General features: G+C 52.2%; 17 protein-coding genes. 5 read left to right on the top strand and 12 right to left on the bottom strand.

Annotated elements, in window-relative coordinates; genetic code table 11:
- Positions 1–72: 72 nt before the first annotated feature.
- From NSQ73_RS15965 to NSQ73_RS15985, 5 genes are all read right to left on the bottom strand, one after another.
- Entirely contained in the window at positions 73–4,017 is a 3,945-nt protein-coding gene (locus NSQ73_RS15965; protein ID WP_340987236.1) for a galactose-binding domain-containing protein, read from the bottom strand.
- A 346-nt stretch (positions 4,018–4,363) separates the two neighbouring features.
- Positions 4,364–5,257 (bottom strand): (Fe-S)-binding protein, encoded by an 894-nt coding sequence (locus NSQ73_RS15970; protein ID WP_340987237.1) that lies wholly within the window; start codon positions 5,255–5,257, stop codon positions 4,364–4,366.
- Positions 5,258–5,386: 129 nt separating this feature from the next.
- On the bottom strand, positions 5,387–5,839 hold the full coding sequence (locus NSQ73_RS15975) for a MarR family winged helix-turn-helix transcriptional regulator (RefSeq protein WP_042137172.1): 453 nt from the start codon (positions 5,837–5,839) through the stop codon (positions 5,387–5,389).
- A gap of 159 nt (positions 5,840–5,998) precedes the next feature.
- Positions 5,999–6,478: a GNAT family N-acetyltransferase gene (locus NSQ73_RS15980; RefSeq protein WP_340987238.1), complete on the bottom strand. Its 480-nt coding sequence runs from the start codon at positions 6,476–6,478 to the stop codon at positions 5,999–6,001.
- A 169-nt stretch (positions 6,479–6,647) separates the two neighbouring features.
- The gene (locus NSQ73_RS15985) at positions 6,648–6,884 is read right to left on the bottom strand and encodes a thioredoxin family protein (RefSeq protein WP_340987239.1); all 237 of its coding nucleotides are present in this window, start codon (positions 6,882–6,884) and stop codon (positions 6,648–6,650) included.
- Positions 6,885–7,025: 141 nt separating this feature from the next.
- Between NSQ73_RS15985 and NSQ73_RS15990 the strand changes: the two genes are divergently transcribed.
- Complete coding sequence (locus NSQ73_RS15990) at positions 7,026–7,928, top strand: LysR substrate-binding domain-containing protein (protein WP_340987240.1); 903 nt, start codon at positions 7,026–7,028, stop codon at positions 7,926–7,928.
- Positions 7,928–8,569 (top strand): AAA family ATPase, encoded by a 642-nt coding sequence (locus tag NSQ73_RS15995; RefSeq protein WP_340987241.1) that lies wholly within the window; start codon positions 7,928–7,930, stop codon positions 8,567–8,569. Before NSQ73_RS15990 ends, NSQ73_RS15995 begins: the two co-directional genes overlap by 1 nt.
- Positions 8,570–8,596: 27 nt before the next feature.
- Here NSQ73_RS15995 and NSQ73_RS16000 read toward each other — a convergent pair whose 3' ends face one another.
- Entirely contained in the window at positions 8,597–9,514 is a 918-nt protein-coding gene (locus NSQ73_RS16000) for a class I SAM-dependent methyltransferase (RefSeq protein ID WP_340987242.1), read from the bottom strand.
- Positions 9,515–9,617: 103 nt separating this feature from the next.
- Positions 9,618–11,003 (bottom strand): sedoheptulokinase, encoded by a 1,386-nt coding sequence (locus tag NSQ73_RS16005; RefSeq protein ID WP_340987243.1) that lies wholly within the window; start codon positions 11,001–11,003, stop codon positions 9,618–9,620.
- 137 nt (positions 11,004–11,140) lie between these two features.
- Here NSQ73_RS16005 and NSQ73_RS16010 point away from each other — a divergent pair, with 137 nt between their 5' ends.
- Positions 11,141–11,899 (top strand): SDR family oxidoreductase, encoded by a 759-nt coding sequence (locus NSQ73_RS16010; RefSeq protein WP_039291601.1) that lies wholly within the window; start codon positions 11,141–11,143, stop codon positions 11,897–11,899.
- A gap of 71 nt (positions 11,900–11,970) precedes the next feature.
- Here NSQ73_RS16010 and NSQ73_RS16015 read toward each other — a convergent pair whose 3' ends face one another.
- The 5 genes from NSQ73_RS16015 to nirB form a co-directional block, all read right to left on the bottom strand.
- Positions 11,971–12,291, bottom strand: a complete 321-nt coding sequence (locus NSQ73_RS16015; RefSeq protein ID WP_340987244.1) for an iron-sulfur cluster biosynthesis family protein — start codon at positions 12,289–12,291, stop codon at positions 11,971–11,973.
- Positions 12,292–12,484: 193 nt separating this feature from the next.
- Positions 12,485–13,252: a uroporphyrinogen-III C-methyltransferase gene (gene cobA / locus NSQ73_RS16020; protein ID WP_340987245.1), complete on the bottom strand. Its 768-nt coding sequence runs from the start codon at positions 13,250–13,252 to the stop codon at positions 12,485–12,487.
- Positions 13,249–14,118, bottom strand: coding sequence for a formate/nitrite transporter family protein (locus tag NSQ73_RS16025; protein ID WP_340987246.1), 870 nt, complete (start codon positions 14,116–14,118; stop codon positions 13,249–13,251). The genes cobA and NSQ73_RS16025 overlap by 4 nt, the downstream gene beginning before the upstream one ends.
- A 29-nt stretch (positions 14,119–14,147) precedes the next feature.
- Entirely contained in the window at positions 14,148–14,459 is a 312-nt protein-coding gene (gene nirD / locus NSQ73_RS16030) for a nitrite reductase small subunit NirD (protein ID WP_042141172.1), read from the bottom strand.
- Between the two features lie 18 nt (positions 14,460–14,477).
- Positions 14,478–16,904 (bottom strand): nitrite reductase large subunit NirB, encoded by a 2,427-nt coding sequence (nirB, locus tag NSQ73_RS16035; RefSeq protein WP_340987247.1) that lies wholly within the window; start codon positions 16,902–16,904, stop codon positions 14,478–14,480.
- Between the two features lie 342 nt (positions 16,905–17,246).
- Here nirB and NSQ73_RS16040 point away from each other — a divergent pair, with 342 nt between their 5' ends.
- Positions 17,247–17,843, top strand: a complete 597-nt coding sequence (locus tag NSQ73_RS16040; RefSeq protein WP_039291592.1) for an ANTAR domain-containing response regulator — start codon at positions 17,247–17,249, stop codon at positions 17,841–17,843.
- A gap of 12 nt (positions 17,844–17,855) precedes the next feature.
- On the top strand, positions 17,856–18,902 hold the full coding sequence (locus tag NSQ73_RS16045; protein ID WP_340987248.1) for an anthranilate phosphoribosyltransferase: 1,047 nt from the start codon (positions 17,856–17,858) through the stop codon (positions 18,900–18,902).
- Positions 18,903–19,070: the final 168 nt, after the last annotated feature.

Here is a 19,070-nt window from a genome sequence, read left to right on the forward strand (position 1 = left end):
TATCGAAGATCATGAATTATATTCAATAAAAAAAGAGGAGCCCGCTTGAGCCCCTCCCCTTACTATCCCTGTCTACTGTATCAGCAGCCCAAATCCGGTCTGGATATAATACAGGCTTGGATAAGCAATATTGCTGGTAGTCAGGTTATTGAATGTAGCCGAGCCATTGCCGGTATACGTGTAGATCGCAGCTCCCTTATGGGCGCCGGAGAAGCGTGAGGTAGTTACTCCATCGAGCCCTGTGCCGTTAATGTTGATGTTGTTGAATACGATATTGGAGAATCCTCCTCCATACCCGAACTGGATCGCATCGCGCTGGGTGTTGATGATATCGATGTTAGTGAACGTTACGTTCTTGATCGGGTCACTCGAAGCTTCGAGGTCAATCGCACCGCGTTCCCCGTCATACAAGTCACGGCTGGTGCCGCTGTTGATAATCGTGGTATCCGAGAAAAGAATGCCCGTGTTGTTGTTGAAATGCGCACCCGGGAAGGTCGTGTTCAGTCGGATGCCGGAACCGCCTACCGTGTCGATAATGTAGTTATGATCCGCCTTGTGGCCGCTGCCTCCGAAGAAGGCAATACCGCCGGCACGCCAGTTATTCTCGATTGTATTGTACGAGAAGGTATTATTCACCCCATCCGGAGCACCGAAAGTGTTGCTCGGCCACACGGCCAGACCATCGTCTCCGTTATTGCGCACATTGGTGTTGCGGACGGTCGAGTTGCTGGTACCCTGGGAGTAGTTGATGCCGTCAGCCAGATTGTTACGGATGCGGCTGTTCTCCACAAGCAGATTGTTCGCGAAGATTGCCGGGGTCCGTGCATAATCCCCCACCCACATGCCGCATTCAAAATGCTCTACCCAGACATCATGGATGATAGAGTTATTGCCGAAGTTATCCATGAAGCCTTTGTAGATGGCATTCTGGTTGTAACGTGATCTCAGGTTCGAATTCATATAGACATTGCTGAAATCAAGCTTACCCAGGATGCGGAGCGAGATCCCGCCGCCCGCAGCATTAGGATTGGTGAACTGCAGGTTGGTATGCCAGTAACCAGCACCAGTAACCGTAAAGTTATTGATCATATTGCTGACGGAGCCAATCACCCACATGCTGCTTAGATTGAAGGTTCCGGCCGGAATATAGAGTGATTTGCCGCCTGCGACTGCTGCTGTAACCGCGCTGTTGAAGGCTGCAAGATCATCCTGTCCATCACCCGCAACTGCACCGTATTCGGTTACCGATACCGAGTTGGCCGGTCGGGCAATCGCTGTCGGGACAGGCTCGATTTCCAGGAAGTCTACCCCGTATTCCAGACTGTCCCCGTTATTCTTCTGAATACGGATCGTATCGCCCGGCTGAAGCGGTGTATCCATCTTCCAGTGTACTTCATCGAAGCGGAACAACGGACGTCCGGCACTTGGTGCATCACCGGGCTGGTCGCCGGAGAAATATTGCCAGGAGTAATAGGATGTAAGCGGGATTGTTTTGGCTTTGGTGCCGTTTACGTATACATCCAGCGCTCCGGTAAGACCCATACCGTCAGCCGAATCTGGCATGGTGAATCTCATCGTGACCCCGGCGCCGCCTTGACCTGAACGGACGGTCCACTGGGCATAAGAGCCATTCGAAGGAAGCGCTACGTAACTCTGACCCGATGCTTCTGAAGCAATCAGCGTCTGATCGAAGTTTGGAGCAGATTTCAGTGCAGCAGATCCGCCACGGGTCGCATCCTGCGTATCATAGCGGGCATAGGGCACGCTTGCTCCGCGCAGGGCATATACAACCAGATTAACGGTATTCACATTATTAGCCTGCTTGGTCGTAACTTCATTCGCATCTGCAGCAATTGTTGTGGTGACGGTGTAATTGCCGTTGACAGCGCTCCATGTCCCCGGGATGGAGACATTCACAGAAGCACCGGCAGCAATCGCCCCGCTGTAGGATCCGGTGAAGGTCTGCACGGTGGAGCCAGCTGAATTCTTCAATACTACAGTGATTCCATGCGCACCTCCTGCGGAAGCAATCGTCCCCTGATTCTTGAGATTGACTGCAAAGGATACGCTATTACCAGCTACCGGATTGCCCGGTGTCCAGGATGTCGTACCTACAAGGTCAGAGCTTGATACAGGAGCAACAACAAGTGATGAAGGACTGCTGTAGCTGTTGTTGCTGTCATTCTGTTCAATGATCTGATTAGTCTCATCTACCTTGGCACTGAGCGGGTAGGTGGCGGCTGTTCGGGTACCGGCATTCAATGACACGGTTGCCGAAGCACCCGCTGCCAGAGCGGCTACCGAGGCCGAGCCTGCCAGCTCATTGTTCAGATAGAAATTGACTGTCGTGGCCGCTGCTGCGGCACTGCCGCTATTCTTCACAATGGCATTCAATGTAATCTCATTCGTCTCAACGGGAGAAGCCGGAGTCCATGACATGCCTGTAATCGTCAGGTCAGGGTTCGGTGCAGGTGTTCCATAGACCTGGAACTCGGCAATCTGTCCCGCAGGGGCACCTGAATTGGAAGCAATATTGATCTGGACACGCTTGACGGTTGCCGTAACGGGAATGGTAACCGTATTTCCGCTGGCTGGGTTGAACGTATACGCCTGAGCGGAGACCAGATTGCTGAAGGTTGTCGTGCTCTGATTATGTCCTAGTACTTGAATATTCTGAGTCCGTGTCCCCCATTCCGTGGCCGGGTTCAGCTTCAGTACAATCGAAGTGATGTTATGATTGGCGCCGAGATCAAGCGTGAGCGAACTTGGATTGCCGCTTCCTTCCCAGTAAGTAGCCGTATTGTTGTCGTTGGCATTACCGGCAACGAAATTCTGTGTGCTGGAGGATGCGCTGATCGCCTTACCAATGGCGATGTTCCCTCCAGGGGACGCCGTTGGCGTTGGAACCGGTGTGGCGGTCGGCGTTGGAGATGCCGTCGGAACTGGAGTTGCGGTAGGCGCAGGTGTAGTTGTGGAAGTAGGCGCCACCGTAGCCGTAGGTACCGGTGTTGGTGATGGAGCCGTTGTTGGAGCTATTGTAGGTGAAGGTGTCGGCGTGGCGGTCACTGCTGCCGCTACTACAATCTGATCCAGATTGACGTTACCCGTATCACCGGCATCATATTTGTAGGCGATGGTATTACTGCCGGAGTTCAGCGTCAGGAGCTCGGCCTTCGTGCTCCAGGTATCCCAGTTCGCCAGATTCGGCAAGGTGGACTGGCGGATTTTGACTCCGTTCACATAGATGCTGAGGGTCTTATCGCTTCCGCTCGCGTTAGCGTACTTCAGCGTAACATTCCGCGAACCCGCTGCAGCTACACTCACCGTGAAGGTAGTTGCCGGTCCTTGGGTCAGATAACCGTCAACAAAACCCGTACCGGAGTAACCCGCATGATCAGTGTTCACTTTCGCCCCGCCGGAGAGTGCGGCAGATTCTGCTTCATAGGTACCGGCCGGAACCGGAGTTGCAGCAGGAGTGACTGCAGGCGTGGCCGTTGGGCTGCTGGAGCCGTAAATTTCAAGCTCAGAGAACTGGGCTGCCGGCCATCCGGTGTTCGCGGTTACGAGCAGGCGCACATAACGCGTACTGGCTGCTGCAAAGTTAATCGTGACACTGTTGCCAGCAGCCGATGGATTAAATACATAGGCTGCCGAAGCCACGATATCTGTAAATGTGGAACCGTTCGTACTCCCTTGTACGGCCAGCGTCTGCGTGCGTGTCTCCCAGCCTGCAGGAATCTTTAGCACAAGCTGGTCAATACTGGTAAGCGCACCCAGGTCAACCTGAATCCACTGGGGAAAAGCATCATTTGTGCTTTCCCAATAGGTGCTCTGGTTGCTGTCCTTGACATTGTCAGGCGTATACGTTTGCGATTGGCCGCTGGAAGTAATGGTTTTGTTAAGTGTCAGATTCTGTCCACCGGCAGCTGATGAATGTGTCAGCGGTCCGGCGGCCATAAACAGAGTTGAGATTAGCAGCGTTACTACAAGCGACCATACGACATACTTGTTGCGCATTATAATCCTCCTTAATCTGATGTTAGAATGGCACATAGAATTTTCTGAAGTACTAGAATGATAGCGATTACAAAAAATTAAATCCTTACCAATCCATCATTCGCTTCCAACGTGCAGGTGCCACTCTACTGATATTGCCTCTACTCAACCGGCTTGCGATAGTTCTGCCCAGCCCCCTCTCACTGCAATACACACTCATTATAGTTTTAACGCAGTGCAATCTATAATAGCTAATTCTACGGAAAAGATAGGCGATTCAATGATCGTGATGATTTGCAGCAGCGGGTCAGCCCGAAACATCCTGAATAGACAAAAAAGCACCTCCACCAGGGAAGTGCTTCGTACTTCACTTAACATTTCGCATCGGATTTCTGCTCTCACAGGGCACCTTGGTCTGGCATAACCCGCAGCCAGCTCCTGATGTAGCCTCTCCGCCGTTCTGGACCGCCCACTCCCGTGAACTCTGGCCATACACAAATTTCATGCAGGCGATTTTGTCATGGCCGTTTGTGCTGATCGCCTGCACCGGGCAGCGGGTAATGCAGACGCCACAGCTCCCTTTGCTGCATAACAAACAATTTCCCGTATGAGTAGCCGCGGATCTTGGATCAGACGGTAACTGCAAATCCGTTACTACCGACAGCAGCCGTATGGCAATTCCCTTCTCCGAAATGAATCCATCATTAAGACTGAAGGTGCCCAGCCCGGCAGCATAAGCAACATGACGTTCTGACCAATTGGAGATTGGGCCCGTTTCTGTACTGGAGATCCCGTACCAATCCGTATCCAGCGGCGCAGCCGCAAGGCGGCCAAGGTTTATTATATAGTCCGTCAGATGAATGCGTGCCGCCTTCAAGAAATACTCATCCCCGAACGTACGCAGCAGGGCCCACTCCCGTGAAGCTCTATCCTTCTGCTGACGGTTGGCCTTCCTGATGGATTCATGAATGGGCAGCACTATGCTGATCACCGAACCGCCATTGTAGGTCCCTGAACCGAATGAACGCTCTATTACCTCTTTTGGCGTTGCATGGCCGGGACCAATAATGCTTTTATACTCCTGAAACAAAGGATCGTCAGCTGAAGCAAATTGAATGATAGGCTCATCATAATAAGGTCCCTGAAGTACATCTGACCAGTTCAATGGGCTCTCCTTAACAAAGGCTTTCATCACTTCAATAATGAGCTGCTTCTGTTCCTCTTCCGCTCTTTCATTAATTGCAGCACTGTCTGGGTGCATGGTCTTCCCTCCTCTTGAGTGTACTCTTTCTATCCGGAAGTTATCGTGTATATACACGAATTGGCGATAAGCAACTGCTGTTGCGTCATTACTGCGTAAAGTTTGATGAACCAAGAGTCGAGATTATGCTCAGGCCATCAGTTTCTCCACTTTGGATAAAAGGGTAGTAAGTACTTTCATATCTTCATCGCCCAATGCCTCCTGCAAAAAACTCTGCGCCTGCTCCCATTGGTTCCCGGCAGCTATATATTTCACTTTCCCGCTCTCCGACAGGATCAGCAGGCGGTTCCGGCTTCCCTGCGGAGAAATATCCTCCACATAGCCAATCTGTTCCAGTGCCTTGAGATTGCGGACAATAGTGGTCCGGTCCAGTCTCATCTTAAGTGCCAGGTCGCTGACACTTGCCGGTCCGAGGGAGTAAATATGCTTCAGTAAAGAAAACTGGCTGATATTTAAACCGCTTGAAGACAGAAATCCGTCATATATTCCTGTGACTGCTGAGGAAGCCCTCCGCAGATTAATACAGCTGCAGACACTGGAAACGCGGATATTGGGTGAAGAAGGGTCTCCGGCTGTTGTCATAGATTATTCTCCTCCTGTTGTATTTATCGTGTACATACACTATTTCAAAATGGAGAGCTTTTGTCAGAGTCATTTATCACAAGGACGCGTAATTTGAAAAATGAAAATAATCCTCCCTGGATCTTCAAGGAAGGATTGTGGATACAATGTTCTGAATTTCTAAGACAAATCTTTGATATACCAGGCGTCGCAGGCATAATGCTCTGAACCGGCAAGCGGAGCATCCAGCAGCCCGAAACCATGTTTGAGATAGAAACGGCCTGCGGCCTGCATGGTCTGCAGCGTCTCCAGATAACATCTGCTGTAATGCTGCCTGGCGAATGCCAGCGCCGTCCCTAATAGATCTGCAGCAGCTCCTTGGCCGCGGATGGCGGATGACAGATACATTTTCTGCAGCTCACAGATCCCGTTCTCCTCATCAAAAGGTGCAATTCCGCAGCCGCCAAGCACCTCCCCATCTTCTTCAACAATCCAGTAAGCCCTGTTCGCAGCACTATTGTAATAGGTGTATAGGTCATGCATGCTGTCATCAGCCCAGGCGAGACCGTCACGGTTGCCCCCGAATTCAATCAGACATTCCCGGATAATCCCTTCAACGGCCGCATTATCTCTGCGCTCTATGTATCTGATATTCAACATTCTGTTAAGCCTCCCGCCATTCTTCCGGGCTATGTCCCGTTATCCTATACACTTTATCATAACAGCAGACTTCCTACTCCATCTACTCGCAAAAAGCCGCAAACACATCCCTTCATACCTGTGGAATAGGATGTATTTGCAGCTCAATATCTAAAAGATTATACTTTGATTACTTTTTAACATCCTCCATGCTGGCTCCGAAATTAATATGATAGACCAAACCATCCAGAACAAGTGCCGGAACGGATTTCACTCCTGCCAGCTCAGCTTCTTCAATCCGGGAGGTATCCGTGCTGAAATTCACGACTTCGATTTCGGTTTTGGCCGGGTCCAGATAGTTCAGAATCATCTGCTCCGCATCTACACATACCGGACAACCCGCATGATAAAACACCGCTTTTGCCATTGTAATTCCTCTTTTCTAAGTTTTGTTGTTTCTGACAACTCTTATTTTAGAGAATGGCAGGTGCTTTTTCTATTCAGAATAGGCTATCATTATCATAGTTTCAGCCAATGCAAATTAAACAAAGGAATGAAGTGAATCCTCATGGAAATGAAGCAGCTGGAGTATTTCTTGGCCGTGTGTGAAGAAATGCATTTTACCCGCGCAGCGGACAAGGTCCGGATATCGCAGCCTTCGCTTAGCCAGCAGATCCGGAATCTGGAGTATGAGGTCGGCACCCCGCTGTTCGACCGGATCGGCAAGAAGATCGCATTGACCGAAGCGGGCAAAATACTCAAGCATCACAGCCAAAATATCTTCTACGAATTGAATCAATCCAAAAATGCGATCGACGAGCTCCACGGGCTGGAACGCGGTGCGCTATCCGTGGGCTGTCTTTATACTGTGGAGAGCTACCTGATCTCTCCTGCGGTTATCCGGTTCCACAAGGAGTATCCGAATATCCGGCTGTCCATCCTTGGGCTGCCTACCAGCCAGATCAGAGAGGGCCTGCTGATGAATCAGCTGGATCTGGGTATCCTCTTCCTCCCGCCGGAGGACCCGGAGCTGGATAGCATTCCGCTGTTCATGGAGGAATTATGCCTGGTCGCCCCCCTGGAACCTGCGTATGAAGCCTGGCAGGACGGCATCCCTATGAAGCAGCTTGCGGAGCTTCCGCTCGTTCTCCTGCCGGACAACTTCTTCATCCGGCAGCTGTTGAATGACTACAGTGAATCATTAGGATTCACAATTAAACCTTTTCTGGAGATGACCACGATAGAGGCACTTGTCCATATGGCGGAGAGCGGCATGGGGTGCACGGTTCTGCCCCGCAGCTTAATGGAGCATCTGCAGAAGGATTCGGTACGGGTGCTTCCGATTATTAATCCTTCGCCGACACGCCGGATAGGCGTTGTGTTCCGCAAAGAAAAATACATGTGTGCAGCGACCAAGCGCTTCATCCGCGAGCTGCAAGAGAATGCTGCACATTTCAAGGAGAGCGTCTAATGAACAAACTTGTATTTTTCCTCGGTCCGGGCGGGGCCGGCAAAACAACACTCGCCAAAACCATAGCAGCCCGGCGCCCGGCCTCTGTATTCGATATGGATATTCTGCTGCGTCCGGCAGCTACCGCGATCATGACTCTGCATGGACTGGACCCCGATGACAGGGATTCGGATGAATATAAAAGCTTATGCCGGGACCTGGGGTACCGGATTACGATGGACGCTGCGCTGGACAATATCGGCCTGCAAAGCGATATATTCGTCGTGGGTCCCTTCACCAAGGAAGCGGCCGACCCGGAGTGGATCGTGCGTGAATTGTCGCGCATCGGACGTACACTGGCGGAGGTCGAGGTCAAAGTTGTGATGGTCAGTCTTCCTGATGCGGCAACGTTCCGTGAACGGCTTGAGGGCAGACAGTCCCCGCTGGATGCCTGGAAGTTCGCACACTGGGATGAGTTCAGCGCTTCCTTGGGCAGCCGCACTGTGGCATGGCCGCTTCCGGCTTCCCATGTGGCACAGATCGATAATTCCCATCCGGACAGGAACGTAGCTGCTGCGGCTGTGGAAGCTTTTATTTACGGGGAAGCATCTTCCTCCGCATTCCTTATCGAAAAGAACCTCCCGCCTATAATAATAGACTGAGAGGTTCCTTTGTAATTCGGATAATTATTATTGTTTTATCGCATGAATATAATGAATCGTCTCAAAAGCGGTCAAAGCATCACTCCGGTTGCTGAAGAACCTGTCATTGATCTCTGCCGGGGACAAGTGCTCATAAATCAGCAGGCCTGCTTGCTCCAGCAGCTGCTCCAGTTCATGATAAGCGAAGCAGGATTGCATCGGCTCACCGCTGACGGCAGCCATCTGTAGCATCTTTTCCACCCGGCCGGACAGTCCCTTCTCTTCAAAAAGCCGCTCATCCGCATAATCAAATACGATAGAGCTACCTGCCGGGAGACCGGCGAATACTTCAGTAATCAGTCTGGCGTTCTCCTCTTTCGTCAGATAGTAGGACACACCCAGCAGGCTGAAGAAGGTCTTGGCTTGTGAATCAAACCCTTGCCCAATCAGATTGGAAGAAGAGAATTCCCTGGTGAAGTCCATGGGTACAAAGTGAAGATTGACCGGAATCTCCAGCCCGGCGTCACTGAGCCGCTGCTGCTTGAACTCCTGTGTAGCCGGATAGTCCACTTCAAATATCTCCAGCTGGTCTTTCAATTCAGGATGACGGTAGCCAAAGGTATCAAGTCCGGCTCCAAGGATGACATACTGCTTCAGTCCTAAGGTTAGCTCATGCAGTAATATTGCCTCACAGTAAGCAGCACGCGCGAGCGGGGTCGGAGACAGCTGTACATGTGTAATCCATTTCAGAATGGCGTCCGGATCATCCTGATGTTGATTTGCAATGTCTGTGTTGAAAAAAGAGATGCCCTGCACCATATTCTTGCTGATGTCTGAAAACTCCGGCGCTGAAATCAAGTCTTGGGCCAAATAATCATCGAAAATCTTAGGTGTGTCATATTTACTGTGATAGGCTCGGCCAAACGCTGCTACTTTGGAAGTTAAACTGGACTCATTCTGCTTCAAACGTGTATCCTCCCATAAAAAAATAAGATTCCCCCGGCCGGGAGAATCTCATTATATAGGCAAACTTTTAATATATAAATTATAGCATAAATAATATATTTTGTCAATGATAATAGTCTCCAAGAAAAGCTCCGGCTTCCCCGAAACTGGAGATCAACCCGCTGCCCACAGCGGCACAGAGCGCCGCGCCTACAGCAGCCTCTTCTGCTTGCACGCCAAGCGTAAGCAGTAATCCGAACGAAGCCTCCGCCTTGGCACACAGCACCGGATTAGTCCGCAATGCATTACCGGAACCTATGAGGCAGGTGAACCCCTTCGCCCCTTGCTGCTCCAGCTCCTTAAGGAAGCTGTACAGTTCGTCAATCATCCCCTGGAGAAAAGCGTGGGCCAGTCCGGCAGGTGTGAAGTTATCCAGTGTGATTCCCTTGATGCTGCCGCGCTTGTCCGGCTCTGCTCTTGTACCCAGAAACTGTGTGTTCACCTGTAGTCCGGCGGTCATACCATCTGCTGGCTCTTCCGTAAGCAACTGAGCCAGCAGAGAATAGATATCTGCAGGTGCTTCTCCTGTGTAAGCTGTGATCAGCTGCCGGAAGAAGCCTTCCAGCAGAGCATAGGATCTGCCGCCGCTAAGCGCAGCCCCTACCATGAGTACTCCACCGCCCGGATAAGGGCGCACCTCCATTGCTGATGGCGCATCGTTGTATTCAGGAAGCCAGGCCGACAGCTGGCTTCCCGTACCGATGTTCAGCAGCAATGAACCGGCGGGCTGCGGCACGCTGCCCAGGAAGCTGGCCTGATTGTCACCGAGCGAAGTATACACCGGAATTCCCTGAAGTGTTGTACCGATTGCGGTTCCGGAAGGGACGACCGGCGGCAATATCGTCACATCGATTCCGGCCTTAATGAGCGCTATTTGGTCAAAATCGCCCGTCGGTAAATTGAAGCCCCCGATACCGGCTGCCTGTGTTGCATCCATTAGTGGTGCAGCGCTGTTCGCCAGCCTCATCGCGATGTAATCCGAAATCGTGCAGAATTGGACTGCGTGCTCAGGCACCAGCTGATGCTGCAAATTATAATAATGAGTGGCCAGTCCGTAGCCGGGAGCTATATGATATCCGGCAAGTCGACTTAGCTTCTGCGCATAAGTGTAACTGCTGTCCTCCACACAAGGCTGGCCGCCTCTCCCATCCTGCCAGGTATAGAGCGGGCCCAGAGGATTGCCGCTCTGGTCTATATATAGAATCCCGTGCATCTGCCCGGTCAGGCCGATTCCTGCTGCTTCCGGCTCCCTTGACAGCAGGAGACCAAGGATACGTTCAGCCTGCTGCAGAATAATCCCCGGCTCCTGCAGACGTTCCCATTCATGATTCCGGCTGGATGGTTTACTTGTTTGTTCCTCAGTAATCGTATGCAGGACGGTTCGTGTCTCCAAATCGTAGAGCAATCCGGAAATTGAGGTGGTTCCGATATCCAGTCCGATCATGATCATGTACTTCATCCTCTTTCCGTTCATATAGCCTATATGGTAAGCCTTCACGAAGTATAGCGTCAACCCGGCGCATAAAACCCCATGGATCAAATGATACTAGACCAGACAAAGTATAAATTCAAGCGGGAGGCGTACATGTGAGACTTCAGAACAAAGTGGCAATAGTAACCGGCGCGGCATCCGGTATGGGCAAAGCGATTGCGGCTCTCTATGCCAAAGAAGGTGCTAAGGTAGTAGTGGCGGATATTCACTTGGAGGCTGCGGAGACGGTGGCCGGGGAGATTAAGTCCGGCGGCGGTGAAGCCCTCGCGGTGAAAGCAAATGTTGCTGATGAATCTGATATCCAGAACCTGATCGACACTACAGTAAAAACCTACGGAACCGTAGATATCCTGGTGAACAACGCGGGGATTATGGATAACTTTGAACCGGCAGGTGACATTGAGGATGACAGCTGGAACCGCATCTTTGCCGTCAATACTACATCCGTAATGCGTGCTACACGTAAAGTACTCCCTATCTTCTTGGCTAAACAGCAAGGGGTGATCATTAACGTAGCATCCGCAGGCGGACTTTTTGGTGCCCGGGCAGGTGCAGCTTACACAGCCTCCAAGCATGCGGTTGTCGGATTCACCAAGAATACCGGATTCATGTATGCTCCTCAGGGCATCCGCTGCAATGCGATTGCTCCGGGCGGGGTGGAGACCAATATCGGATCTACCATGACGCATATTAATGAATTCGGGATGGGACGTACGCAGCCGGGATTGGCTCTTAATCCGCGCACAGGCAAACCGGAGGAAATCGCGCAGCTTGCCCTGTTCCTCGGCTCAGACGAAGCAAGCTTTATTAATGGAGCGGTGGTAACGGCCGATGGCGGATGGACTGCTTATTAAAAGTCTGCCCTGCTTCTAAAACAAGGCCATCTCCCGTTATTCACGGTTGATGGCCTTATTACATACCGTTGTTAGTTGCGTGCATCCTGCACCCTGATATTACTGCCGAACAAGGTAGAATCGCTTGTCAGTTTGTAGGCTGGGTAGCCTTCCTCTGCTTCCAGTCGCATGATCTCATCGAATAGGGATTCCTGCTGCCGGTCACACAGAAAGGTAAAGGGTTCGGTTTGAAATACGATATCCGTCGGGGAAGGCCCGCTTACAATCCGGATGACTAGAACGCCATTGCAGCCGCAATCCTCTGTATCATAGAACATTTTGAATTGCCCGGGCTGGCCGGCAAGGCTCTGCGCAAGCCGTTCTTCGGTGAGCGGGTTTAGTTGTATATGCATCAGATATTTCTCTCCTTTGTAGGGCAAAATGCCTGCGAATTCGATCAGGTGTCTAGTATAGTGTGTATTTTGCCCGGACTCCTGTGACAGCAGTCACTTTGGGTATGACATTAATATAACATATCATCAGGCGTTGACGTGCCCAAGCCTGTGCTTGGGACATATCAACGCCTGATTAGGGATATGCTATATCCTAGCCGATCTGTGAGCGCACTGTCTTTTCCAGGCTGAGCAGTTCCTCTCTTACCTTAACCACTTCGCCAATAATGATGATGGCCGGATTGCTGATTCTCATCGCCGCTGCCAGTTTGCCGATACTGCCGAGCGTTCCGGTCACTGTCCGTTCGCGCACTGTTGTCCCGTTCTCAATCAGGGCAATAGGTGTCAGCGGGTCTTTGCCATGCTTAAGAAGCTGATCACAAATCTCGCCCAGTTTGCTGACTCCCATATAGATGACAAGGGTGTCTACACTATGGGCAAGTGCATCCCATCGTACCGGAGAGTCCTGATCATGGCAGCGGCTGCCCGTCACGATAGCGAATGAGGCTGCCAAACCGCGATGGGTCAGCGGGATGCCGGCAGAAGCGGCTGCGCCGACCGCCGAGGTGATCCCGGGAATCACTTCGTATGGGATTCCCGCTGCAGCGGCTTCCAGCGTTTCCTCTCCGCCGCGTCCGAAGACAAACGGGTCTCCGCCTTTCAGGCGTACCACGTGACATCCGGCTGCAGCATAGTTGATCATCAGCTGCTGGGTGGATTCCTGCGGCATCGAGTGAAGTCCGGGCGCTTTGCCGCAGTAGATGCGCAGAACATCGCTTTTGGCATAGCCCAGCAGCTCTTCATTCACCAGGCGGTCATACAGAATCACATCTGCACTCTGAATACGCCGCAGTGCCTTGACTGTAATCAGCTCGGGATCACCGGGGCCTGCACCGACAATGGATATGCTGCCCTGCTTCATAGGCTTTTCTCCAGGGCGGTTGTGGTTGAGATCACTGTATCGCGTCCCGGCGTCAATCCGGCTTCAGAAGCGGCTCCGGGTTTGAAGCTTTTTTGCGACAGATAGAGAAGAATGCCTGTGAACAGCAGGCCTCCGGCGAAATTGCCGATCAGAACGGGAATGCCGTTCCAGATCCACCAGTCCGCGAAGCTGACATTCGCGCCAAGCATCATTCCGGCAGGAATAACGAAGAAGTTGACAACCGTATGCTCGAAGCCTTGCCCGAAGAAGGTCAGGATCGGCAGCCACATGGCGAAGATTTTGCCGGATGTGGACTTCGAGGTCATAGCCATTACCGCACCCAGCGTAACCATCCAGTTGCAGAGCATCGCTTTGATGAAGACAAGGGTCATCCCCTCAGCCCCCATGCTCTTGTATGCTGTAGTCTTAGCCTCACTGGTCGTAATTAATGTCTGGATCAGCGGATTCGACATATCCGTCCCCATCTTCGTAATTGTGAGTCCATACAGAGCTGCGTATACTGCGCATCCAATCAGATGCCCGATAATAACCCAGAAGAAATTGCCCAGCATCCGTTTTATTGTTGTCCGCTTCTCCAGCACAGCCAGCGGGACCAGGGCAAAGCTGCCGGTGACGAGTTCTAGCCCAAGCAGAATGATCATCACAAAGCCTACAGGAAACAGAAGTGCACCAACCATCGGGATCTTGGTCTGGGCGGTGGCGGTAAAGGCCAGTGTTGTGGCACAGGCCAGAATGGCGCCGCCGAGACTGCCGCGGACAATCAGCTGCATAATGCCCAGTTCCGCTTTGGTCTTGCCGGCTTCAATCATTGAAGTCAATACTTCACTTGGTTTGACATAGTCCATTAGGAATCCCCCTTATATGCTCGGATGAATTATATCGTTAGGTACAAGCTGCCGCTGGTGTGATCAACCTCCACCTCATAGGTTGTCACATGCCCTGTATCCGGTGCCTGCACGTCACCGCTATGGAGATCGATCCGCCAGTCATGGAGCGGACAATGCACCTTGGAACCGCAGACCATTCCTTCGGATAAGACTCCGCCTTTATGCGGGCATTTATTCTCCACTGCCAGCACCTCACCGCTGCTTAACCGGAACAAGGCAATCTCGGTATCTCCCACCCGTAACTTACGCGATCCCTTGATGTCAATATCGTTCAAGTTACCAATGAGCATCTTGGTCATTGTCATTTGTAAGCCCCCTTAGACTGTCTCCGGCAAGGAGATCGGTTCGAAATTTTTGCGCAGCTCCGGTGTATTCACAATTTGCTTCCATGGATCGGTGGTAAGACTAAGCGTCTTCTGAATTCTCTCCTGCAGCGCCAATCGTGCCTCGCGGGACTCCAGCGCCTGCTTGATGCTGTCAAGCCCGACACGTTCCACCCACTGGGCAGTCCGTTCATTCCACCCGGCATTCTCACGGTAATATTGCAGGAACGCACTGGCCCACTCCATCACCTCATCATCGGTCTTCACCACGCAGAGCAGTTCCGTGGCCCGGACATGAACGCCGCCGTTACCGCCGATATGCAGCTCCCAGCCGCCGTCAATGGCTACGACTCCGAAGTCCTTAATTGTCGCTTCCGCACAGTTGCGCGGACATCCGGATACGGCCAGCTTCACTTTGCCCGGTGTGTTCAGCCGTTCAAAAGCCTGTTCCAGCCGGATACCCATTCCAAGGGCATCCTGTGTGCCGAACCGGCAATAGGTGGAGCCGACACAGGTTTTCACTGTCCGCAGTGTCTTGCCGTAGGCATGGCCGGAGGGCATATCCAGCTCTTCCCACATCTTCGGCAGGTCCTCCTTCTTCACCCCAAGCAGATCGAGCCGTTGTCCGCCGGTGAACTTGACCAGCGGCACCTCGAACTTCACCGCAACCTGGGCAATCTTGATCAGTTCAGCTGGAGAGGTAACACCGCCGTAGATTCTCGGTACCACGGAATACGTACCGTCCTTTTGGATATTGGCATGGTAGCGCTCATTGGTGAATCTCGATTCATTCTCATCAATATATTCTTCAGGATAGAGCATCCCCAGATAGTAGTTCAGGGATGGACGGCATTTGGCGCACCCTTCTTCATTGCCCCACTCCAGGACATTCATGACTTCCTTGACGGTCATCAGCTTCATCCGCTTGATTTCGGCGACGATCTCATCCCGCCCGAGCGTGGTGCAGCCGCAGATTCCTTCTTTGACCGTTACGGCAGCCTCGCCGGCATATAGCTGCAGCAGTCCTTCCACCAGCGGCTTGCAGCCGCCGCAGGAAGCCGAGGCTTTGGTGCAGGCTTTGATCTGCCCTACACTGGTACAGCCGCCGGAGGTAATCGCCTCGGCAATCGCCCCTTTCGAGACTCCATTGCAGCCGCAGATGATCTCATCATCTGCCATTCCTTCAAGCCGGTTCCCTTTGGGTGCCAGCGGATCGGCAGATATTCCGAGCAGCAGCTCTTTCTCTCTCCCCTTAATATTCTCGCCCTTCTTAATCATCGAGAATAACTGCGCCCCGTCACCTGTATCTCCGAACAGCACGGCTCCAATCAGTTTATCACCGTGAATGACCAGCTTCTTATACACACCATCGGTCTCATCCTGGAACCGCAGCGCCTTGGTGCCGGGCTGTTCGGTGAATTGTCCTGCCGAGAACACATCGACGCCGGATACTTTCAGCTTGGTAGAGGTAACCGAACCGGCGTAGCCTTCTGTTGGTACACCTGCCAGCCTTTTAGCCAGGACAGCCCCCTGTTCATATAGCGGAGCCACTAGCCCGTAGGCAATACCCCGGTGTTCCGCGCACTCCCCGACGGCATAGATGCCGGGCAGGCTGCTCTCCATATAGTCATTTACGATGATTCCGCGGTTGACTTCAATCCCGCTGCTGCGGGCAAGCTCTACATTCGGCTTGATGCCGACAGCCATCACAATCAGATCCGCGTCTTCAATGCTGCCATCTGCGAACAAAAGGCCTTTGACCCGCTTTTTGCCAAGAACCGCTTCAGACTGCTTCTTCAGCAGGAACTTCATTCCCTGGGCTTCCAGTTCCTTGCGCAGCATTACGGAGGCGGACTCGTCCAGCTGGCGCTCCATAATATATTCATGGATGTGGACTACCGATACCTCCATCCCCAGATGCAGCAGCCCTCTTGCCGCCTCCAGTCCGAGGAGACCGCCGCCGATCACCAGCGCTTTGCCATATTTTTGCGATACCTCCTGCATGATTTGTGTATCCTTGATATCCCGGAAGGCAATGACGCCCTCCTTCTCGGCACCTGGGATCGGCAGCATGAAGGGGTTGGAGCCGGTTGCCAGAATCAGCTCATCATAACTTGCAGTAATTCCTTTATCCGTATGGACCTTGCGCTCTACAGGATCAATGGAGGTTACGGTGTGTCCCGTATACAGCTGAATATTGAAGCTCCGGTACCACTCCAGGTCGTTGATTACGATCTCATCAAGGCTTGCACCGCCTGCAAGAACAGAAGACAACATGATCCGGTTATAATTCGGATGCGGCTCCGAACCAAAGATTGTAATGTCATAAGCCTCCGGCGCTAATTTGAGCAGATGCTCAATCGCCCGTACCCCTGCCATTCCGTTACCGACTAATATCAGTTTTTTGCGAATTGCTGACATGTATCTCTCTCCTCTCCAGGTAAACAACAGAAATAGCCCGCTTCACTCCGCCCGGAAACATACTTCTTCCGTTGCGATTTAAGTGAAAGCAGGCGCCATTGCCGCTTCAACCGAATACATCGTTGTATTCGCAGAATTGATGAATTTGTTAAAACGACTATACTACAGCCATCCTGATTACGTCAATAATTATGACATATAAAATTTTATTATTTTAATTCATCGACAAAATTACCTGAACTGTGTTATATAATATTACATCATCTTTATTCCGACTGTACTTATTCTACACTGGTGTGCAGACTTATCCCCTTATTATATGTAAAAGGAGCGTCGTCAACTATGCATTCCCTGTTAGTTATAGATCCGGGCAGAACAGAGAATTCCGCAGAAGAACGCTCCTCCCCAACTCCTGACAGTATCCTCAGTTCCTGTGGTTATGTGATCGGGACGGCTGCTTCGGAAGATCAGGTCTTTCCGCTGATCGGTGACACGGATGCCTTCATTCTCCATCTCCCCGTTACTGAGATCAGCTATTGGAGAAGTATTCTGGTTCAGCACAAGGTTGCCCCGGTACTCTGGTGGTGTACCCCGCGGACCGCAACGTTATCCGTCTCTGCCTGTGGAGATGATATTATGGTGGACGGAATATTGTCTCCGGCGATGCAGCCCCAGGAGATCCACTGGATTCTTCACTTCAGCTCCAGGCAATGCTTCGAGCGCCAGCAATGGCTCAAGGAACGGGAACAGCTGTTATCCCGGCTTGAGGAGCGTAAATGGATCGACATGGCCAAAGGTATTCTCTCCAAAGCCAGGAACATCAGCGAATCCGAAGCTTACGACCTGCTGCGCAAGCAGGCCATGAACGAACGGAAACGGATGGTCGATGTCGCTACTTCCATCGTCAAGGTATACCAGATGCTGCAGGATCAAACTTAAGGAGACTTCCATATGATTAATATTCTGAAAGAAGTGGCCCGCGGCAAACGCGGTGCCAAGGATTTAAACTACAGGGAAGCGGAATATGCGGCGGAAGCCATTCTCGGACAGACTGCTTCTCCGGTGCAGATTGGCGCTTTCCTGATCGCCGAACGTATGAAGCTGGAGAGCCTGGAAGAGCTGGAAGCCTTCGTTGCGGTCTGCCGCAAATATGCCTCAAGGGAACCTGTCCAACAGGGGATCGATTGTGCCGGACCCTATGACGGCAGGGTGCATTCCTTCATCGCCACGTTCCCTACTGCCTTTCTGCTGTCTGCCGCCGGTCTGCCGGTTACCCTGCATGGCTCCGCAGGCTTGCCTCCGAAGTGGGGAATTACGCTGCAGGATATCATTCATGCATCCGGAATTGATATTGCCGGTCTGAGCCGCAGTGCCGCCATTGAGGCGGCGGAGGCCAGCGGTGTGCTGTTTGCGAAAGCGGAGCAGTGGTGCCCGCCGCTGGGTGCTCTGCGCGGCCTGCGTGAAGACATTGGGCTGCGCACGATTTTCAACACAGCCGAGAAGCTGATTGATTATTCCTGTTCACCTTATATCGTCTTCGGCATTTTTCATAATACGGTATTCGACCGCATCTCCCGGCTGATTGTGAAGCTCGGCTATCAGCGGGGACTGGTTGTTCAAGGCGTGGAAGGCTCGGAGGATCTGTATATCGACCGGCCGAACCGCGTATACCGCATTCAGGATGGAGCGGCGGAGCTGGATATCATTGATCCGGAGTCGCTAGGACTGGAAGTACCCGTTCCGGAGGTCGACTGGACAGCCGAAAGACAGCTGCGTACCGCCGAGGAAGTGCTGCAGGGCGGCGGACATCTGGCGTTCTACAATCAGACACTGCTGAATGGTGCAGCCAGGCTCCATGCCGCCGGCAGGGTCAACTCTATTGAGGAAGGCGTCTATACCTGCAAGCATCTGCTGGACAACGGCCAGGCGTGGAACACGTATGCGAAATGGAAAAGCGCCATGCAAGGCAGCACAGCAGCCTCTCTCGGGCAGGTGTAGCCTGCTTTGCAGGCGTATATAGGGGCGGCAGACCGTATTGCGGTCTGCTATTTGCGCGCGCTTAAGCGCCGGGCTGCAGCATGGTGTTGCTTTGCTTTGCGGGAGTACCGGCAATCAGGCACTTTTTCTGCGGGAGCATACCGGGGTTCTACACGAATCATTCGCTAA

Source organism: Paenibacillus sp. FSL R10-2736, from assembly GCF_038000245.1.
In the GTDB taxonomy this organism is placed as follows: Bacteria; Bacillota; Bacilli; order Paenibacillales; family Paenibacillaceae; genus Paenibacillus_AQ; species Paenibacillus_AQ phytohabitans.